The following is a 19,712-nucleotide window of genomic DNA, read 5'->3' on the forward strand; positions in this document are numbered from 1 at the left end:
ATCCCGATAATGGGAGGGTCATCGGCGTTGCGTGTCACTTGACCGCCGGAGGCTTTTAAGGCCGCTGCGCGGCGGGGCGTTTATAGGCGACGGTTTGGTATGCCGCCTGCCCTCTCGCCGGAAGACGTTAAAGGGAGCGCGAGGGACGAGTCCCTCGCATGAAAACCCCTTACTTCCGCCCCGCCACTTTCTGCCGGATCAACCGCAGATAGGTGTCGGCCACGGATTGGTTGATCCGGTCCCAACTGAAATCGCGGCTGCGGGCCTCGCCGGCGGCGCCATGGGCGGCGCGCAGCTCGGGGCTTTCCACATAGGCGCGCACGGCCTCGGCAAAGGCGTGGATGCGGCCGGGCGGGATCAGGCGGCCCGATACGCCATTGTCGACAAGGCTTTCCGAACCGGTTGCCTCGGCGCAGACCACGGGCAGCGAGCAGGCCATGGCCTCCAGCGTGACATTGCCGAAAGTTTCGGTGACCGAGGGGAAGAACAGCACATCCATGCTGGCCACGGCGCGGCCAAGGTCGGTGCCTGCCTGATAGCCGGCGAAGACCGCGTTGGGCAGGCGTGCCTCGAACCATTCGCGCGCGGGGCCATCGCCCACGATCAGCACGCGATGTTTGACGCCCTTGCCGTTCAGCTCGTCAATCGTGTCGGAAAAGACATCGAGGCCCTTTTCCATCACAAGGCGGCTGAACAGGCCGACCACCACTTCATCATCGGCAATGCCAAGGCTGCGGCGCCATGCCATATCGCGGCGGCTGGCGTCGAAAATATGGCGGTCCACCCCGCGCGACCATAGCGAGATGTCGTAATTCATCCGCTGGTCGCGCAGCACTTGCGCAAAGCTTTCCGAAGGGGCGACCAGCGCATCGCAGCGGCGATAGAAGCGGCGCAAAATGGCGGTGAGCAAAGGCTCCACCCAAGCCATATTGTAATAGCGCGGATAGGTGTCGAAACGGGTGTGGACGCTGGCCAAGGCGGGCAGGCCCTGTTCGCGCGCCCAGGTTACGGCGCGATGCGCGGTGGGATCGGGGCTGGAGACATGCACGATATTGGGCGCGAATTCGGCCAGATCGCGCCGCACCGAGGCAGGCAGGCCGGTGGCGATGCGATATTCCGCGCGGCCCGGAATGGCAAAGCTGGGCACGCTGACCAGATCGCCCGTGGGCGGGAAGGCGGGATTTTCCACCGTGGGGGAATAGACGCGCACCTGCGCGCCCTGTGCCAGCAGATAGCCGACCAGACGGTTGAGCGCCTTGTTGGCGCCATCGGTGACCATATTGTAATTGCCGCTGAACAGGGCAACGCGCAGGTCGGAAGTTCGGGTAGGAAGTTGCATCGGGCGCCCATAGCGGCTGATGCGGCTCTTGGCCAGCATCACCCCCGTTTTGCGCATAAAGAAGGCGCATGGCAGCCCTGTTGCCAGAGCCACCATGCGCCAGACCACATCCCGCCCCGCGAAGGTAAGGGGTCGGTTATACCGAGAGACGGGATGCAGGGAGAGAGAGGTTAGCGGCCGCGATAGTCGCGCTGGCCATCATAGCCACGATCATAGCCCCGATCATAACCGCGCCCGTAATCACGGTCATAACCGCGATCATCATAGCCACGGCGGCCATATCCTTCTTCATCGCAGGGGCGGCCATCGCGATAGTAACGGTTGCCGCCGCGATCCCAGTACCAGCCATCGCGCCACACCCAGCTGCGATGCACGCGATAGGCGGGGGCATAGACTGCCACGGGGGCGGGCTGGGCGTAATAGGAGTGGTAGACCACGGCGGGCGGCGGAGGCGGCGGCGGCGGCGCATAGGCCACCACGCGGCGCGGGCGATCCGAAGCAACAGCGGCACCAATGGCAAGGCCGACAATGCCACCAATCACACCGGCGGCCAGAGCATCGCCCCCACCGCCACCACGGCGGCCATAATCGCCACCATGGGCCATGGCAGGCGTTGCGGCCAGAGCGGCCATGGTGCTGGCCACCAGGGCCGTAGCGGTGATCGTCGCTTTCAACTTCTTGCCCATAAAAACCTCCCCTGACGAAATGCGCTTCAAGGTGGCGCCGCTCCGTCTGTGATTCGGGTTTTAGATGAACCTGCCTGAACGCAACAGCGACGAGTGTTGCAGCTTCTGTTCAGCTTTGTGACGCCTGTGTTGCGAGAGGCGGGGGCGGCATGCTGTGTTTTGCCCTTGAAATATAAGTATTTTACCGTAGCCTTTCCGGATAAATATGGAGGGCTTATGAATATTTTTGAAATTCAGGAATCGCTGGCAAGACTGGGTTATAATCCCGGGCCCATTGATGGCATTTGGGGGCGCGAAACCATCCGCGCTGTTTGTGAATTTCAGGAATATGAAGGGCTGGCTGTTGATGGAGTTGCCGGTCCGCAAACCCAACAGGCCTTGGTCGCCGCGCTGGGCGGAGGGGATTTCGACGATGGCTATCCGCTGGTCTGGCTGGAAGAGGCCAAGCGCTATATCGGTTTGACGGAATATCCCGGGCCGCGTGATAATCCGACCATCATCGATTTCGCCCGCGATCTCGACATCCATTATGATTCCGATGAAACGCCGTGGTGCGGGTTGTTCGTTGCCCATTGCATTGGCTCTACCCTGCCCGACGAAGTGCTGCCTGCCGGTCCCTTGCGGGCGCGCAATTGGGCCCGTTTCGGCCAGAGCACCCAGCCGACGCGCGGTGCGATCATGGTGTTTGAACGCAACGATCCGGCCGCCAATGCCCGAGGCGAAGGGCATGTTGCCTTTTACATCGGCGAGGACGCGACAGGCTATTACGTTCTGGGCGGGAACCAGAACAACAGCGTGTGCTTTGCGTGGAAGGCTAAATCGCAGTTGATCGCGGCGCGTTGGCCACGCAGCTTTCCGCAGACTTTGGCGGGGCCGGTTCATTTGACGCGTCAAAGCACGCTCAAACTGCGCGAGGCGTGATTCAGGTTTAGCGGAGGCCTTGCCGTGATGGGCGTTGCACAGGGCAGGGCAGGGTCTCTGCTGGATCGTTCTGTTATGAAGGTGGTGCCGGCTAGAGGGTTCGAACCCCTGGCCCCCTGATTACAAATCAGGTGCTCTACCAACTGAGCTAAGCCGGCGCGTCTCGGGCGACGTGGAAAAGCCCCATGCCTTAAACTGCGCCAAAGGTCCAGCCCTCCGTTAATGCAATTTGCGGGGTAAGGGCTTTTGGTCGCCATAATTCCGGTCGCGCAGAATGGGTTCGCAGCCATGCGGCGGTGATCATGGCATCGGCTGCATGGTCGGTGACGGGGCCGGATGGCAGATCGGCGGGGCGGCAACCGAGCGCAAACAGGGCGCGAGCCAGTTCATCCCAGTCGCGGATTTTGGAGGCGCGGGCGCTGCGCCCTGCGGCCATGGCGGCGATGGTGGTGTAGATTTCCACCACGACCTTGCCGCGTGGGGGCAACGGGTCCATCGGCCAGATGGCAATATCGCGCGGCAGGCGGTGGAACAGGCGCATACCCGCCAGCGATCCCTTGCCCACTTGCGCCGCGCCCACCAGACTGAAATTGCTGGTGGGGTTGGCGCCCATGGCGGCCTGCGCCAATTCTGTCACGCGCATCCGGCCACGGCCTGCGGGGAACAGGTCGCCCTGTCGATTGCCGTGACGCCGGAAATGGCGGCTGATTTCGGCATGGTCGACAAAGGCATTGACGCCCAGATGGGGTTCGCCTGCGCATAGGCTGTCCACCATGGCCCATAGGCTGCGCGCATCGGGCGGGCTGTTGGGCCATTGCGGGAAGAAAGCGCCCGCATCGGCAAAGGGCAGGGACTGGCCCATGTCAAAGCCGATTAGCGTATCGGGCGGGCATTGCGTGATGATCCATTCCAGCACTTGCCCCCGCGACCAGCGATGGTCGGGGCGCAGCAGGGTGGGGGCATCCTCCTGCCCGCCGATGATGGCCACGGCAATGCCGCGATGAAACTCGCCCGCCGCGCCTGACCAGTCCACGGCGGCAAAATGGGAAAAATCTCGCATCGGGCATTACTGGCGCTGGATCGAGCCAAAAGAAAGGGGCCACACGGGCATGTGGCCCCTCATCCTGTCAATCCGCCGCCACGGGGGCCGCGCCCTTGGGCTGGGGCGCGGGCTTGCGCGACATCCATAGCAGGCCCAGAATGCCGATGCAGCCCACGCCCGCAAACCAGAAGATGTCGATGGAGGCCATCAGATAGCTCTGGTTGATCAACGTGCGGGTCAGCGCGCCGGTGGCCTGCAGCTTGGTCATGCCCGCATGCTGCAACTGGTCCATCGCCTGCACATAGGCCGGATTGGCGATATGCGCGCTTTCGGCCAGTCGGCTTTGATGCAGGGTTTCGCGCCGGTCCCAGAAGGTGGTGGTGATCGAGGCGGAGAAGGCCCCGCCGGTGATCCGCGCGAAATTGGAAATGCCCGAGGCTGATGGGATGCGGTGGGGCGGCAGCCGGTCAAACGACAGGGTGGTCATCGACATGAAGAACGTGCCCATGGCCGTGCCCTGCACAATACTGGGCAGCAGCAGGTGCCACAGGTCAGTGTCCGGCGTGAAGCCGGTGCGCAGGAAATAGGAGGCGGTAAACGCCAGCAACGCATAGGTGGCCACATAGCGCAGATCTAGCGAGCCTGCCGCCCGCGCCACAAAGGGCGCCAGCAAAAAGGCCACCATGCCCGCAGGCGCCGAGACGATCCCCGCCCAAGTTGCCGTATAGTTCTGCTGGGTTTGCAGCCAGAGCGGCATCAGCAGATTGCTGGCAAAGAAAAAGCCATAGCCAAGGCAGAAGCAGGAGGTGCCAATCGCGAAATTCCGGCTTTTGAACAAGCTGAGATCCACCGCCGGATTTTCCTCGGTCAATTCCCAGATCAGCCATGCGATAAAGCCCACCACGGCCACCACCGCCGCGCCGCAGATGAAGGGAGAATTGAACCAGTCCTCATCCTTGCCCAGATCGAGCATGACCTGCAACGCGCCGACCCAGAGCATCAGCAGCGCCACTCCGCCCACATCCAGCTTCATCTTGACCGGAGGCGTGTTGTAGGGCCGCATCTTGGCCATCAACACGCCCACGGTGAGGAAACCCACCGGCACGTTGATGAGGAAGATCCAGCCCCAGTGGTAATTGTCCGAAATATAGCCGCCAAGGATCGGACCCAAGACCGGCCCGATCAGCGCGGTCATCGACCAGATCGACAGGCCCACGGTGCGCTTTTCGGGCGGGAAAATGGCCAGCAACAGCGCCTGACTGCCCGGGATCATCGGGCCGGACACCGCGCCCTGCAACAGGCGAAAAGCGATCAGCGAGGGCAGGCTCCATGCGATGCCGCACAGAAAGGATGCCAGCGTGAACAGGCTGACCGAGGCGATGAAAGTGTTGACCACGCCAAAGCGGCGCATCAACCAACCCGTCAGCGGCACAGTCACGCCATTGGCCACGGCAAAGGCGGTGATCACCCATGTCGCGGTGCTGCTCGCCTCACCCAGATTGCCGGAGATGGTGTTGAGCGCGACGTTGGCGATGGTGCTGTCGAGCACCTGCATAAAGGTGCCCAAGGCCAGCGCCACCGCCACAATGGCCAGCGCGCCGCCATGCAGCGGCGGCGGGGCAGCTTGCTCGCTGCTCATCGGCGCCCCGCATTGGCGGCGATGATCTGGCGGATCCGCGCCTCTACCTGCGGCGAAACAGCGTCGAAGGCGGCGGCGGGTTGCGGTTGCGAGGGCAGGGCGGTCACGGGCGTGCCCTCATGCCCCTTGGTATCGACATCCACATCCACCGACAGGCCAATGCGCAAGGGATGCGCGGCCAGTTCCTTGGGGTCCAGCCCGATGCGGACAGGCACGCGCTGGACAATCTTGATCCAGTTGCCGCTGGCATTTTGCGCGGGCAACAGGGCAAAGGCGCTGCCCGAACCGACGCCAAGGCCGATCACCTTGCCGTGATAGGTCACATCCTTGCCATAGGCATCGGCATGGATGGTGACCGGCTGGCCCACGCGCAATTGCGCCAATTGGGTCTCGCGGAAATTGGCGTCGACCCACAGGCGCTGCAATTGGCCGATGGTGACCAAGGGCGTGCCCGGCGCGACCTGCTGCCCCAATTGCACGGGGCGCTGGGCCACCACGCCATCCACGGGCGCGACAATCTGCATATGGGCGCGTTGCAGCGCGGCGCGGCGCACCGCGGCAATCGCGGCCAGCACGGCAGGGTTGCTCTCCACATCGGTGCCGCCCACGCTGCTATCGGCATCGGCGCGCTGGCTGTTGGCCAGTTCCAGCGCGGCGCTGGCCATGTGGACGGCTTCCTGCGCATGGGCCACTTCTTCGGCGCTGATGGCGCCTGACGCTACGGCTCTTTCACGGCGGGCCAGATCGGCGCGGGCGGCATCCAGCCGTACTTGCGCCTGCGCGATCTGGGCGCTGGCGGTGTTGACCTTGGTAAAGCCCGATCGCACGCCGCGCACCGCGCGGGCCAGTTCCGCCTCGGCCGCGGCCAATTGCGTATCGGCCAATGCAGGGTCGAGATCGACCAAAGGCTGGCCTTTGGTGACGCTTTGGGTGGAATCGGCGTGGATGGCCACCACCGTGCCCGCATCGCGCGCGGCAACCTGCACGATATTGCCCGCCACATAGGCATCATCGGTGGATTGATGGTCCGTGCCAAGCGCCTTGAGGCCATAATAGCCGCCAGCGGCGATCACAACAGCGGCGCCCAGCAGCAGGAAGCCCTTGGTACGGGCGGAGGATTTGGTGGTGGTTTCGTCGGTCAAGCTCTGGGCCTTTTCGCGGTCGACAGGTGTGTTCTGGTTCATCGGATCAATCTTTCGCAGCCGGTGCCGGCGTATCGGCAATGGGGGTAAAGCCCCCGCCCAGCGCCACCAGCAATTGCACACGGCGCAGCGCGCCATCGGCGGCCAGATCCAGCTGGCTCTGACGCGCGGCCAGCAAGCGTTCGCCCGCGTTCAACACATCGAGCCGCGTGGACAGGCCCGATTCCAGCCGCACACGGTCCAGCGCCACGGTCTGTTGCAGGCCCGCCACCACTTCGCCCTGACGCGCGGCATCGGTACGGTTGGTTTCCAGCGAGGAAAGCGCATCAGCCGCTTCCTGCACCGCTTTGACCACCGCGCCATTATATTGCGCGATGGCATTGTCTGCTCCCGCCACGCTGGCGGCATAGCGAGCCTTGATCGCCCCGCCCGAAAAGATCGGCAGATGCAGCGCGGGACCAAAGCCACCGGTTAAGGCCTCGCCCGAAAAGGCCTTGCCAATGCCCAAGGCCTGCGACCCGACAAAGGCGCGTAGCGAGATGTCGGGATAGAAATCGGCCTTGGAAATATCCTTGGCGCTCAACGCCATTTCCACCTGCGCCCGCGCGGCCAGCAGATCGGCGCGGCGGCCAAGCAAATCGGCGGGCAGGGCTTCGGGCACTGGCAGGGCCGTGTCAAAACCCAGATGGGTGGGGGTGATGCTGGCGTAGTAATCCGTGCCCCGTCCGGCCAGAGCGGCCAGCGCATGCAGCATGATCGCTCGCGCACCATCGGCCCGCACCTGCGCTTGTTTCGCCTCGGCCAGCAGCGTGCGGGCGGAGGCAAGGTCCAGCTCTGTGCCCAGACCCGATGCGCGGCGGGCGGTCAGCAATTTTAGCGAAGCCTCACGCGAGGCGACGAATTCAGCGGCAAGGCGCGCCTGCGCCTCGGCGCGGGCAAGGTTGATATAGGCCTGCACCACCGCGCCCGAAATCGACACGCGGGCGGCGGCGGTCTGCAACCGGCTGGCCTGTACAAATTGACCGGTGGCCTTGACCATCGCCTTTTGCCGTCCGGCCAGATCGAGCGACCAGCTGAGATCTGCCTGCGCATTGGAAATCCACCGCCATGATCCGCCCAAAGGCGCGGGGTAGATATAGGCGTTGGACAGGCGCTGATCCATGGCCGACACATTGGCCGAGGCCTGTGGCATCAAACCAGCCTTGGCATTGGCAATGGCTGCCTCGGCCAGACGCAAGCGGATGGTGGCTTCCTCAAGCGAGGGATTGCCGGTCAACGCATCGTCCATGATCCGGTTCAATTGCGCATCGCCCAAGGCCTGCCACCAATCGGGCGCAACCGGCACTGCAATGCCCGACAGGCCCATCTGGGCGGCGCTGGCGGGTTTGAACTGTTGCTCGCCTTTGGGCACGGCCACGCAGCCCGCCAGCAGGGCAGGCAGCATGAGGGCAGCGCCGGAAAATTTGCGCAAACTTGCGGTCATATATTTCGTCATTTCCATGGCTGGTCGCAGGGGCCAAATGGCCGATGCGGCGAGATGCGCGCGGGATGCGCCATGATGTTCGCGGCTATAGCCGGTCGCGCGATCATGTATTAGCCACCATATGGCCATAATAGTGATGCCGTTCAGGGCATAATCGGATCTAGTCCCGCGTCACCCGCGACCAGTCGCGCGAGGTGAAATGGTTGCGCAGGAATTCCAGCAGCACGCGGACCCGTGCCGGTCGCGCTCTGCCGGGCGGGGTGACCAGATTGAGCGGGCCGGGCGGGGCGCTCCATTCGGGCAGCAGTTCGACAAGGCGGCCTTCGCGCAAATGGCTGGCGATGAAATATTCCGCCATCAGGCCGATGCCCACCCCTTCCAGCAAGGCGGGGATCAAGGCCTCGGCATGGTTGGCGCGATAGCGGGCGGTCATATGCACGCTGACCGGATCCTCCTCGCCACGGGCAAATTGCCATTCGCCCGAATTGGGGATGTGGCTGGGCAAAACAGCGGGATAGCGGGGCAGGTCCAGCGGGCTATGCGGCGCGCCCAGTCGTTCGATCAGGGCAGGTGCAGCCACCAGAGGACGGCGCAGCGAGAAGATGCGGAAGATGCGCAAGGAGGCCGAGTCCCCCGCATGGCCCACCTGAATGGCCATATCAAAGCCTTCAGCCACCACATCGACCTGATTTTCGGTCAGCACCATATCCACTTCAATATCGGGATAGGCTTTTAAAAAGGTGGGCAGGATCGGGGCGATCATTTCGATGCCAATGGCATTGATGGTGGCCAGACGCACCAGCCCGCGCGGGGAGGCGGCTTCCTCCAGAATATCCGCCTCGATGGCCGCGCCATCGGCCATGATGCGGGTGGCGCGCATCAGCGATTGCCGCCCGCTTTCGGTCAAGCTGAGCTTGCGCGTGGTGCGGTGGAACAGGCTGGTGCGCATCCGTGCTTCAAGGCGGGTGATCGCTTTGGAAACGGTGGTCTTGGCCAGACCCAATTCCTCGCCCGCACGGCTGAAGCTGCCGCATTCGGCCACTTTGGCGAAAATGGCCCATGCTTCAAGATCGGGGAGGCGGTGCGGCATGGCGCCGGTTTGCGGCAAAAGCGCCGCAAAGGAAAGGGGGCCGCGAGTGCAGCCCCCCCCTTGGATGGATTTACAATTCTTCGGGCCAATAGAGCCGCATCGGATTGGTGACGAGCAGCTTTTGTTGAAGCTCTGCCGTTGGCGCGATGCGGGGGATCATGTCGACCAGATGGCCGTCATCGGGGATATTGTCCTGCATATTGGGGTGCGGCCAATCGGTGCCCCAGATCACGCGGTCCTGATAATCGGCCACCAAAGGCGCGATGGCATCGGCAAAGGCGTTCCATGGCGTGCCGGTGGGGTCCAAACGATCAGGGCAGGTCGGCTTGAACCAGATATCATCGCGGCTTTCCAGCAGCGACCGGAAGGCCTTGATATCGGGGCCGTTGGGGCCTTGGGTCACATCGGGGCGGCCCATATGGTCCACCACCACCAGACGCGGCAGGGCGGCGATGAAGGGGCGCATCTCTTCAAGGATATCGGCCTCGAAATAGATCACGATATGCCAGTCTTTAGGCAGGCGGGCGGCCACTTCGAGGAACTTGTCCTTGGGCGCGTCATCGACAAGGCGTTTGAGGAAATTGAAGCGGATGCCGCGCATGCCGCCTTCATGCAGGGCGGCAATTTCCGCGTCGCTGATGGCCGGATCGACCACGGCCACGCCGCGCGCTTTACCGTTCGACTTGGCGATGCCGTTCAAGGTGGCGGCATTGTTGGTGCCATGGCAGGATGCCTGCACGATCACATTGCGGGCAAAGCCCAAATGGTCACGCAGGGCAAAAAGCTGCTCCGGCCCCGCGTCATCGGGCAGATATTTCGCCTTCGCGCTGAAAGGGAATTCGGCCATCGGGCCAAACACATGGCAATGGGCATCAATCGCGCCAGCGGGCGGGACAAAGGTCGGCTTGGACGGATTGCCGTGCCAAGAGATGATACGGTCAGACATGACTCTCTCCATTTATGGGCTTTAGCCGAATACGGTGCCATCCATCAGCTTGCGCGCGGTGCGCAGCAGGGCGGCGGACTTTACCGCGCCGCTCTCGTCGGTTTCCAGCACGCAGGTCATTTCGCCGGTGGGATGTTCCACCGACAGGGTCTTGCGCGCGCCAGCGGGGATCTGCGCGACTTCGGCCGCGGGCGAGCCTTCCAGCAGGCAGGCGGTGGCCACGCTGACCGCGCCCAGCACGCCGATGGTGGCATGGGCGCGATGCGGGATGAAGCTGCGCACCGTTACCGCGCCGCCATTCTTGGGCGGGGCGACCAGCATCATCTTGGGGACGGATTTTTCCTTCACATCGCCAAGGTTCATCTTCTCGCCCACGGCAAGACGGATGGCTTCGATGCGGGCTTTCAATTCGGTGTTGGCGTCCAGCCAGTCGCGGTCCTCATAGCCGGTGATGCCAACATCCTCCGCCTTGAACACCACGCAGGGCATGCCATTGTCGATCAAGGTGACGCGCACGCCATGGACTTCATCCACCGTGTTCCCGCTGGGCAGCAGCGCGCCGCAGGAGGAACCGGCCGTGTCGCGGAATTCCAGCGGGACGGGGGCATGGCTGCCGGGCACGCCGTCGATCTTGGCATCGCCGGTATAGCTGACCTTACCGCCGGGCGTTTGCACCGTGGCGACCGCCACTTGGCCGGTGTTTTCCATGAAGATGGCCACGCTTGTTTCATCGCCGGTGGGGGTGACAAGGCCGCGCTCGATGGCAAAGGGGCCAACGCCGGCCAGAATATTCCCGCAATTTTGCGCATCGGTCACGATGGGTTGGTCAACAAAGACCTGCAGGAACAGGTAATCGACATCGATCCCTTCGCGCTCGGACTTGCTGACCACCGCCACCTTGCTGGTCAGCGGATCAGCCGCGCCCATGCCGTCGATCTGCACGGCATCGGGGCTGCCCATCACGCCCAGCAGGAAAGCATCGCGGGTGTCTTTATCGGCGGGCAGGTCCTGTTTCAGGAAATAGCCGCCCTTGCTGGTGCCGCCGCGCATCCACATACAGGGGGCGGAGATGTTGGTGGTCATCGGGCTTGGTTCCTTTGGCAAATGTCGATGGAAAGGTCATTTGCGGGGGGGGGGCGGGCTTCAGCGCGATTTCTGTGCGCCGCAGGCCATAAAACCCTCAAGCGCTCACCCGCCAGCCAAGCACGACCCCATTAACGGGATTGGCAAGGGACGAGTCCCTTGCCCCGCCGGAGGCATATGGCGCCCCCGCGAAACCTCAAACGTATTTGAGGCCTTCCTTCTCCAGACGCTCGCGCATGTTGTAAATGTCCAGACCCAGTACGCCAGCGGCCAGCTTTTCGCGCTTGGCGGCTTCATTGGCTTCGCGGGCCTGTGCCTTGGCCAGCACATCGGCGGCTTCCTCGCGGCGAACGACGCAAACGCCGTCATCATCGGCCACGATGACATCGCCGGGGTTTACCAACTGGCTGGCGCAGATCACGGGGACGTTGACCGAGCCGATGGTGTTTTTCACGGTGCCCTGAGCATAAACCGCCTTGGACCAGACGGGGAAGTTCATGTCGGTCAGGTCGCGCACGTCGCGCACACCGGCATCGATCACCAGACCACGGCAGCCGCGTGCCTGTGCGCTGGTGGCCAGCAGGTCGCCGAAATAGCCGTCTTCGCAAGGGGAGGTGGGGGCGAGCACGAGGATGTCGCCTTCTTTAAGCTGTTCGATGGCCACATGCACCATCCAGTTGTCGCCGGGGGCGGCGCTGATGGTGACGGCGCTGCCGGCGATGCGGGCGCGGGGATAGATGGGGCGCATATAGCTGGCCAGCAGGCCCTTGCGGCCTTGGGCTTCATGCACGGTGGCCACGCCAGCGGCGGCCAGGCCGTCGATCACATCAAGGGGCGCGCGTTCAATATTCTGGACAACAATGCCGGACATGGGGAAATCCTCTCTTATCGGGGCAAAGGGGGAATGCGTGTTGGCATAGGGCATGGCCCTGCTCCTCGTCTCGCTCCAATGGGAACTTGGCATAGTGCATAAGTTTTTGCTAAGCGCTTTGGCATGACCATGCTTGGACCGGCTGACCGGCCGTTGAACATCCGCCATTTCGCCGCGCTGGCCGCCACGGTGCAGCATGGCAGCCTGACGCGCGCGGCAAGAGCCGTAAACCTGACCCAGCCCGCGCTGACACAGGCGATTGCGGGGCTGGAGGCCAGCCTTGGCGTCACTCTGTTTGAACGCAGCGCGCAGGGGATGTTGGCCACCGAACCGGCGCTGCTGATGGCTCCGCGCGCCGAAGCCGCGATTGCCCACATAGGCAGCCCGCGCGTGACGGGCACGCAATTGCGGGCGCTGTTGGCGCTGGCCCGTGCGGGCAGCTATGCGGGGGCGGCAGAGGCGACGGGCCTGTCCTCGGCCTCTTTGCATCGCGCGGTGGCCGATTTGCAGGTGGCGCTGGCGCAAAGGCTGGTGGACCGGCGCGGGCAGCATGTGACGCTGACACCAGCGGGGCAAAGGCGGGCGCGGGGCTTTGGCCTTGCCATGGCGGAATTGCGCGCTGGCCTTGCCGAAGTGGCGGCGTGGCAAGGCAAGGAAGCGGGTAGGGTGGTGATTGGCGCCATGCCTTTGTCCCGCGCGCGCTGGTTGCCGGAGGCGATTGCGCGCTTTGTGCAGCAATATCCCGCGATCGACGTGGCGGTGGTGGAAGGCAGCCATGTGGAGCTGGCTGGTCCGCTGCGTGATGGGGAAATCGATCTGATGCTGGGCGCCTTGCGCGATGGGGCGGAGGCGGAAGGGCTGGCGCAGGAGCCGGTGTTTGACGATGTGCCGGTGCTGGTGATGCGGGCGGGCCATCCTTTGGAGCAGGCGGGGGATCTGAGTGCGGCTTTGGCCGATTATCCATGGATCCTGCCCGGATCGGAAACGCCCTTGCGCCGCCAGTGGGAGGCGATGATCCGCCATCTGGGCGCCGAGCCGCCGCGTGTGGCGATCGAATGCGGGTCCACCATCACCATCCGGCAATTGCTGCTGTCGGGCGATGGTTTGACCCTGCTCAGCCCCGCGCAGGTGGCGGTGGAACTGGATGCAGGCGTGCTAGTGGCCCGCGCCTTGCCGGGGGCCTTTGCGCGCAGCATCGGCATTACCACGCGGGCGGGATGGCGGCCCACGCCAACGCAGACGGGCTTGATCGCCCTGTTGCGCGAGGGCGGCGCGGCTTTGCGGCAGGAGAGGCTGGTGCGGGCTTGAGTTTTTCGCTCATCCTGAAAAGTATTTGTGAAAAATTATGGCTTGGGCCAGCTTTCGATTGGCGCGCTTTGTGCCTTTGGTCACAGGTCTCTCACCAAGGAGAGCAATGTGGCGGATGCAATCACCCTGATTGGCTATGGCGAGGCGGGCAGCACCTTTGCGCGTGCGGGCGATTGGGGGCAGGTGGCCTCCGGCAATCGCGGTACGCGGGTGTGGGATCTGCGGCCTGAACGGCTGGAAGTGGCAGCGCAGGACGGGCTGACGCAGGCCAGCGATGCGGGTCATGCGCTCGATGGCGCCAATCTGGTGCTCAGTCTGGTCACAGCCGATTCCGCTTTGCCCGCCGCGCAGGATTATGCCGCGCTGTTGCCCAAGGGCGCGGTGTGGTGCGATGGCAATAGCGTGGCGCCCGACACCAAGCGCGAGGCGGCCAAGGCGGTGGAGGTGGCAGGCGCGCTCTATGTCGATATGGCCATTCTGGCGCCGGTCGATCCTGCGCGGTTGAACGTGCCTTTGCTGCTGGCTGGCAAGGCTGCGGCGCAGGCCGAGGCTTTGCTGCGCGCGGCAGGCTTTGCCAATATCCGCATCGTGGGTGATGAAGTGGGCCGCGCCAGTGCGATCAAGATGATCCGTTCTGTGATGGTCAAAGGCGTGGAAGCGCTGACCGCCGAGATGATGCTGGCCGCCCAAGCCGCCGGTGTGGTGGAGGAAGTGCTGGCCAGTCTGGACGCCAGCGAGAAGCCCAAGCCCTGGGGCCAAAAAGCCGCCTATAATATCGAGCGCATGGTGACCCACGGGCTACGCCGCGCCGCCGAAATGGAAGAATCCGTCAAGACGCTAAGCGGCCTTGGCGTGGAACCGATGATGACCAGCGGCACCGTGCTGCGCCAGCGTGATATGGCTGGGCGCAAGGACCGCTTGATCGAAACACAGGAGTAAGCCCGCGTGACCGAGAAGAAGAGCCTGATTATCGACTGCCACGGCCATTACACCGTGCTGCCCAAGGCGCATGATGCATGGCGCGACGAGCAGAAGGCCGCTTTCAAGGCTGGCGTGGCCGCGCCTGCCTATCCCGCCATCAGCGATGATGAAATCCGCGAGACGATCGAGGCCAACCAGTTGCGCCTGCTCAAGGAACGCGGCGCAGATATGACCATTTTCAGCCCCCGCGCCAGCGCCATGGCCCCGCATGTGGGCGACCAGAGCGTGGCGGTAAAGTGGGCGCAGGTCTGCAATGATCTGATTGGCCGCGTGGCCTCGCTCTACCCTGAAACCTTTGCGCCGGTCTGCATGTTGCCGCAGTCGCCCGAGGCGGACATGAGCAGCTCGATTGCCGAGCTGGAGCGCTGCGTGACGCAGATGGGCTTTATCGGTTGCAACCTGAACCCCGATCCCAGCGGCGGCAAGTTCAGTTTCCCGCCGATGACCGACGAATATTGGTTCCCCTTCTATGAAAAGATGGTGGAGCTGGACGTTCCGGCGATGATCCATGTGTCGGGCAGCTGCAACCCCGCGATGCACGCCACCGGCGCCTATTACATTGCCGCCGACACGATTGCCTTCATGCAATTGCTGGAAGGCGATCTGTTCAGCCGCTTCCCCACCTTGCGCTTCATCATTCCCCATGGCGGCGGCGCGGTGCCCTATCACTGGGGCCGTTATCGCGGTCTGGCCGATATGCTCAAAAAGCCGTCGCTCGACACGCATCTGATGAACAACATTTTCTTCGACACTTGCGTTTATCACCAGCCCGGCATCAACCTGCTGGCCGATGTGATCGACAACAAGAATATTCTGTTCGGCAGCGAGATGGTGGGTGCGGTGCGCGGCATTGATCCCACCACCGGCTTCTATTTCGACGATACCAAGCGTTATGTCGATGCGCTGGATATTTCGGAAGCCGAGCGCCATGCCATCTTCGAAGGCAATGCCCGCCGCGTGTTCCCGCGTCTGGATGCTCAGTTGAAGGCTCGCGGTTTGTAAGCTACACATACGATAGGGGCCGGTCACCATGCCGGCCCTTGTTGCACCTGATTTTAGGAGAGGGACTATGGCCGACCAGAAGCCTACCCAGAGCATTCACGAATATCTCGCCGAGTTCGACGATATTCCCGGCACCCGCGTTTACACTGCGGCCCGCGCCCGCCGTGGCTATCACATCAACCAGTTCGCGATGAGCCTGATGAAGGCGGAAAACCGCGAGCGGTTCAAGGCCGATGAAAAGGCCTATCTGGACGAATGGGATATTTCGGACGAGGGCAAGGCTGCCCTGTTGGCCCGCGACTATAACAAGCTGCTCGATCTGGGCGGCAATGTCTATTTCCTCTCCAAACTCTTCTCCACCGACGGCCTCAGCTTTGCCGAAGCGGTCAGCACGATGACCGACATGACCTTTCCGGAATATCGCGAGATGATGATGCAGGGTGGGCGTTCGCCGGAAGGCAACCGTTCCATCAAGGGGGGATATTAAGATGGCCAAGATTACCGCTGGCGTAGGCTCCAGCCACGTTCCCTTGCTGGGTGTTGCCGTGGACCAGGGCAAGACGCAGGACGATTATTTTGGCCCGATCTTCGCCGGTTATGAATGGACCCGCGAATGGGAAAAGACCGAAAAGCCCGATGTGATCGTGCTGGTTTATAATGACCATGCCTCGGCCTTTGACATGAAGATCGTGCCCACCTTTGCCATTGGCACGGGCGCGCATTACAAGCCCGCCGATGAAGGCTGGGGCCCGCGTCAGGTGCCCGATGTGGAAGGCCATCCCGATCTGGCTTGGCATATTGCCCAGAGCCTGATCCTTGATGATTTCGACATGACGATCATCAATGAAATGGATGTGGACCATGGCCTGACGGTGCCGCTTTCCATGATGTTTGGCACGCCTGACAAATGGCCCGCCAAGATCATCCCGCTGGCGGTCAATGTCGTCACCTATCCCGTGCCGAGCGGCAACCGTTGCTGGGCGCTGGGCGAGGCGATCAAGCGCGCGGTGGAAAGCTTCCCCGAGGATCTGAACGTGCAGATCTGGGGCACGGGCGGCATGAGCCACCAGTTGCAGGGCCCGCGTGCCGGTCTGCTCAACCGCGAGTGGGACAACAAGTTCCTCGACCTGTTGGTGGGCGACAGCCAAGAAGCCCGCGCCATCCCGCATATCGAATATCTGCGCGAAACCGGCAGCGAAGGCATCGAAATGGTGATGTGGCTGATCATGCGCGGCGCTTTGGGCAAGACCACCAAGTGTCTGCACCGCCATTACCACATTCCTTGCAGCAATACGGCCATTGGCCATATCGTGCTGGAACCGGCAGACTGATTTTACCAAGGGGCGGCCAGCGGGTCGCCCCGTTCTATCCAGGCAGAAGGACCTCTCCCCCCATGCGTATCGCACTTGCTGGCGCTGGCGCCTTTGGCGAAAAGCACCTCGATGGTTTGAAGAACATCGAAGGCGTTGAAATCACCTCGATCATCAGCCGCCGTCTGGAACAGGCCGAGGCTGTGGCGCAGAAATATGGCGCCAAGCATTTTTCCGAGGATCTGGAAGACGCGCTGGCGCGTGACGATGTGGACGCGGTGATCCTTTGCACCCCCACCCAGATGCATGCCGCCCAAGCCATCGCCGCCATGAAGGCTGGCAAGCATGTGCAGGTGGAAATCCCGCTGGCCGATAGCTGGGCCGATGCGCAGGAAGTGCTGAAGGTTTCTCAGGAAACCGGCAAGACCTGCATGGTGGGCCACACCCGCCGCTTTAACCCCAGCCACCAATATGTGCATAACAAGATTGTGGCTGGCGAGTTCAACATCCAGCAGATGGATGTGCAGACCTATTTCTTCCGCCGCACCAATATGAACGCCAAGGGCGAGGCCCGTTCCTGGACGGACCACCTGCTGTGGCACCATGCCGCGCATACGGTGGACCTGTTCGCCTATCAGGCGGGCAAGATCGTGGCGGCCAATGCGATTGAAGGCCCGATCCATCCCGTGCTGGGCATTGCCATGGATATGTCGATCCAGTTGAAGGCCGAAAGCGGCGCGATCTGCACGCTCTCGCTGTCCTTCAACAATGATGGTCCGCTGGGCACTTTCTTCCGCTATATTGGCGACACTGCCACCTATATCGCCCGCTATGACGATCTGGTGGATGGCCGCGAAAACGCGATCGACGTGTCGAAGGTGGATGTTTCCATGAACGGCATCGAATTGCAGGACCGCGAATTCATCGCAGCCATCCGCGAAGGCCGCGAGCCCAACTCGTCGGTGGCCAAGGTGCTCGATTGCTATCGCGTGCTGGGCGAGCTGGAAGTGCAGCTGGCGGCGTTTGGGAAGTAAGTAAGGGTTAGATGCGAGGGGCGTTTAGATGCCGATTTCTCCAGAGAAATCGGTTGGTCCCTCGCGCTCCCATTACTTGCTGGTGCCATGGTCATAACGTGGTGATTGTTGCAGCCTCTAATTTGAAAGCCTGCGGCGCTGTTTAAAGGCGCCGCAGGCTTTAATTCAAATAGCGCCCTCTTTCCCCATCCAGCACAACCCCTTATCGGGATTGCAAAGGGACGAGTCCCTTTGCCCGCCGGAGGCAAAATTTTGCAAACCAAAGGAACCCCAATGACCATCACCCACAAACGTGGCACCCGCAAACTAGGTGGCAAAGATGTGATGCCGGTCGGCCTTGGCTGCATGAATGTCAGCTGGGCCTATGCCGCCCCGCCGCCGCCCGAGGAATCGGCCAAGCTGCTGCATCTGGCGCTGGATCTGGGTTATAACCATCTGGATACGGCGCGGCTTTATGGCGGTGGCAGGAATGAGGAACTGATCGGCGCGACGCTGAAGGGCCGCCGCAACGAGTTCTTTCTGGCCAGCAAGATGGGGCTGATTGCCGATGGGCAGCGCCGCTATGTGGATTGCAAGCCGGAGACGATCCGCCGCGAGCTGGAGATCAGTCTGAAGGCGCTGCAGACCGATCATATCGACCTCTATTACATGCACCGCCGCGACTTTACCGTGCCGATCGAGGAAAGCGCAGGCGCGATGGCGGACCTGATCGCGGAGGGTAAGATCGGTGGCTATGGCCTGTCGGAAATGAGCGCAGAAACCTTGCGCAAGGCCCATGCGACCTGCCCGGTGACCGCGGTGCAGACCGAATATTCACTCTGGACCCGCAACCCCGAGCTGGGCGTGTTGCAGGCTTGCGGTGAATTGGGTGTGGCGCTGGTGGCTTTCAGCCCGCTGGCGCGCGGGGTGCTGGCCAATGGGGTGCGCAATCCGGTAAAGCTGGAGGCGCAGGATTTACGTCGCACCCATCCGCGTTTCAACGCCGATAATTGGCCCAAGAATTTGGCGCTGGTGGATGCGTTTAACGCCATTGCCGAAAGGGAAGGGGCCAGCCCTGCGCAATTGTCGCTGGCTTGGGTGCTGTCGCGTGGTGACCATGTCCATGTGATCCCCGGCACCACCAATCCGGACCACCTGCGCGAGAATATGGAATGCCCCGATTGGCGGCCCTCGGACAGCACGCTGGCGGAACTGGATGCCTTGATCAACCAGCATACCGTGTCCGGCCCCCGCTATCCAGCCGCGATGCAGGCGACGATGGATACCGAAGAATTCCCCGCCGTTTGATCCGATAAAAAAGGCGCCCCTCCGATGATCGGAAGGGCGCCTTTTTAGGCCGGTGGGTGGCCTGATTACTTCTTGGGCGCAGCGCCCTCACGCTCCAGCTTGACCCCGAACAGTTCAAGCCGGTGGTCAACCAGACGATAGCCCAAACGTTCGGCAATCTGGCGCTGGAGGGCTTCGAGTTCGGGATCGACAAATTCGATCACATTGCCCGACTCCACATCGATCAGATGGTCATGATGAGCTTCGGGTGCAGCTTCATAACGTGCGCGCCCATCGCCAAAGTCGTGGCGGTCCAGAATACCTGCTTCTTCGAACAGGCGCACGGTGCGATAGACCGTGGCAATGGAAATGCCCGGATCAATCGCCGAAGCGCGAGCGTGCAATTGGTCCACATCCGGATGGTCCGTGCTTTCGGACAGCACTTTGGCGATCACGCGACGCTGTTCGGTGATGCGCAGGCCGCGCTGTTGGCACAGGGCTTCAATGTCGATGGATTGGTGCACGGTGTTTCCGCTGGTTAGAAATACAATTGGCCCCGCCGGTTATGA

The 19,712-nt window shown here is 62.6% G+C and carries 19 protein-coding genes and 1 tRNA gene; 8 read left to right on the forward strand and 12 right to left on the reverse strand.

Annotated elements, in window-relative coordinates:
- Window positions 1–169: 169 nt before the first annotated feature.
- Window positions 170–1,339: a glycosyltransferase family 4 protein gene (locus EOE18_RS08750; protein ID WP_127708752.1), complete on the reverse strand. Its 1,170-nt coding sequence runs from the start codon at window positions 1,337–1,339 to the stop codon at window positions 170–172.
- Window positions 1,340–1,509: 170 nt separating this feature from the next.
- Complete coding sequence (locus EOE18_RS08755; RefSeq protein WP_127708443.1) at window positions 1,510–2,025, reverse strand: hypothetical protein; 516 nt, start codon at window positions 2,023–2,025, stop codon at window positions 1,510–1,512.
- A gap of 216 nt (window positions 2,026–2,241) precedes the next feature.
- On the opposite strand from EOE18_RS08755, the gene EOE18_RS08760 reads away from it, so the two are divergent.
- Window positions 2,242–2,946: an NlpC/P60 family protein gene (locus tag EOE18_RS08760; protein WP_127708446.1), complete on the forward strand. Its 705-nt coding sequence runs from the start codon at window positions 2,242–2,244 to the stop codon at window positions 2,944–2,946.
- 82 nt (window positions 2,947–3,028) lie between these two features.
- Here EOE18_RS08760 and EOE18_RS08765 read toward each other — a convergent pair.
- The 9 genes from EOE18_RS08765 to ligK all read right to left on the reverse strand — a co-directional run bounded on the left by EOE18_RS08765 (window position 3,029) and on the right by ligK (window position 12,242).
- Window positions 3,029–3,104: transfer RNA gene (locus tag EOE18_RS08765), tRNA-Thr, on the reverse strand.
- A 32-nt stretch (window positions 3,105–3,136) separates the two neighbouring features.
- A complete protein-coding gene (locus tag EOE18_RS08770; RefSeq protein WP_127708449.1) occupies window positions 3,137–4,006 on the reverse strand; it encodes a hypothetical protein in 870 nt (289 codons plus the stop codon).
- Between the two features lie 67 nt (window positions 4,007–4,073).
- Window positions 4,074–5,627: a DHA2 family efflux MFS transporter permease subunit gene (locus tag EOE18_RS08775; protein WP_127708452.1), complete on the reverse strand. Its 1,554-nt coding sequence runs from the start codon at window positions 5,625–5,627 to the stop codon at window positions 4,074–4,076.
- Window positions 5,624–6,811: an HlyD/EmrA/EmrK family protein gene (locus tag EOE18_RS08780; RefSeq protein WP_127708455.1), complete on the reverse strand. Its 1,188-nt coding sequence runs from the start codon at window positions 6,809–6,811 to the stop codon at window positions 5,624–5,626. Before EOE18_RS08780 ends, EOE18_RS08775 begins: the two co-directional genes overlap by 4 nt.
- Window positions 6,812–6,815: 4 nt before the next feature.
- On the reverse strand, window positions 6,816–8,252 hold the full coding sequence (locus EOE18_RS08785; RefSeq protein WP_127708458.1) for an efflux transporter outer membrane subunit: 1,437 nt from the start codon (window positions 8,250–8,252) through the stop codon (window positions 6,816–6,818).
- Window positions 8,253–8,412: 160 nt separating this feature from the next.
- Window positions 8,413–9,342 carry a LysR family transcriptional regulator gene (locus tag EOE18_RS08790; protein ID WP_127708461.1) on the reverse strand — a complete coding sequence of 310 codons (930 nt, stop codon included), beginning with the start codon at window positions 9,340–9,342 and terminating at the stop codon, window positions 8,413–8,415.
- A gap of 70 nt (window positions 9,343–9,412) precedes the next feature.
- Complete coding sequence (locus EOE18_RS08795) at window positions 9,413–10,288, reverse strand: amidohydrolase family protein (RefSeq protein WP_127708464.1); 876 nt, start codon at window positions 10,286–10,288, stop codon at window positions 9,413–9,415.
- A 21-nt stretch (window positions 10,289–10,309) separates the two neighbouring features.
- Window positions 10,310–11,371 (reverse strand): 4-oxalomesaconate tautomerase, encoded by a 1,062-nt coding sequence (locus EOE18_RS08800; protein WP_127708467.1) that lies wholly within the window; start codon window positions 11,369–11,371, stop codon window positions 10,310–10,312.
- A 196-nt stretch (window positions 11,372–11,567) separates the two neighbouring features.
- Entirely contained in the window at window positions 11,568–12,242 is a 675-nt protein-coding gene (gene ligK, locus EOE18_RS08805; protein ID WP_127708470.1) for a 4-carboxy-4-hydroxy-2-oxoadipate aldolase/oxaloacetate decarboxylase, read from the reverse strand.
- Window positions 12,243–12,365: 123 nt separating this feature from the next.
- Between ligK and EOE18_RS08810 the strand changes: the two genes are divergently transcribed.
- From EOE18_RS08810 to EOE18_RS08840, 7 genes are all read left to right on the forward strand, one after another.
- Window positions 12,366–13,550, forward strand: a complete 1,185-nt coding sequence (locus EOE18_RS08810) for a LysR family transcriptional regulator (RefSeq protein WP_246027341.1) — start codon at window positions 12,366–12,368, stop codon at window positions 13,548–13,550.
- A gap of 108 nt (window positions 13,551–13,658) precedes the next feature.
- Window positions 13,659–14,489, forward strand: a complete 831-nt coding sequence (locus tag EOE18_RS08815) for an NAD(P)-dependent oxidoreductase (protein WP_127708474.1) — start codon at window positions 13,659–13,661, stop codon at window positions 14,487–14,489.
- A gap of 24 nt (window positions 14,490–14,513) precedes the next feature.
- Window positions 14,514–15,533: an amidohydrolase family protein gene (locus EOE18_RS08820; protein ID WP_127708756.1), complete on the forward strand. Its 1,020-nt coding sequence runs from the start codon at window positions 14,514–14,516 to the stop codon at window positions 15,531–15,533.
- A gap of 67 nt (window positions 15,534–15,600) precedes the next feature.
- Window positions 15,601–16,020 (forward strand): protocatechuate 4,5-dioxygenase subunit alpha, encoded by a 420-nt coding sequence (gene ligA, locus EOE18_RS08825; protein ID WP_127708477.1) that lies wholly within the window; start codon window positions 15,601–15,603, stop codon window positions 16,018–16,020.
- A gap of 1 nt (window position 16,021) precedes the next feature.
- Complete coding sequence (locus EOE18_RS08830) at window positions 16,022–16,864, forward strand: class III extradiol dioxygenase subunit beta (protein ID WP_127708480.1); 843 nt, start codon at window positions 16,022–16,024, stop codon at window positions 16,862–16,864.
- A 62-nt stretch (window positions 16,865–16,926) separates the two neighbouring features.
- Complete coding sequence (locus tag EOE18_RS08835; protein WP_127708483.1) at window positions 16,927–17,877, forward strand: Gfo/Idh/MocA family oxidoreductase; 951 nt, start codon at window positions 16,927–16,929, stop codon at window positions 17,875–17,877.
- Between the two features lie 273 nt (window positions 17,878–18,150).
- Window positions 18,151–19,164, forward strand: coding sequence for an aldo/keto reductase (locus EOE18_RS08840; RefSeq protein ID WP_127708485.1), 1,014 nt, complete (start codon window positions 18,151–18,153; stop codon window positions 19,162–19,164).
- Between the two features lie 65 nt (window positions 19,165–19,229).
- On the opposite strand, the gene EOE18_RS08845 is transcribed toward EOE18_RS08840, so the two are convergent.
- Window positions 19,230–19,667 carry a Fur family transcriptional regulator gene (locus tag EOE18_RS08845; protein ID WP_127708488.1) on the reverse strand — a complete coding sequence of 146 codons (438 nt, stop codon included), beginning with the start codon at window positions 19,665–19,667 and terminating at the stop codon, window positions 19,230–19,232.
- Window positions 19,668–19,712: the final 45 nt, after the last annotated feature.

This window comes from Novosphingobium umbonatum (assembly GCF_004005905.1).
GTDB lineage: Bacteria > Pseudomonadota > Alphaproteobacteria > Sphingomonadales > Sphingomonadaceae > Novosphingobium > Novosphingobium umbonatum.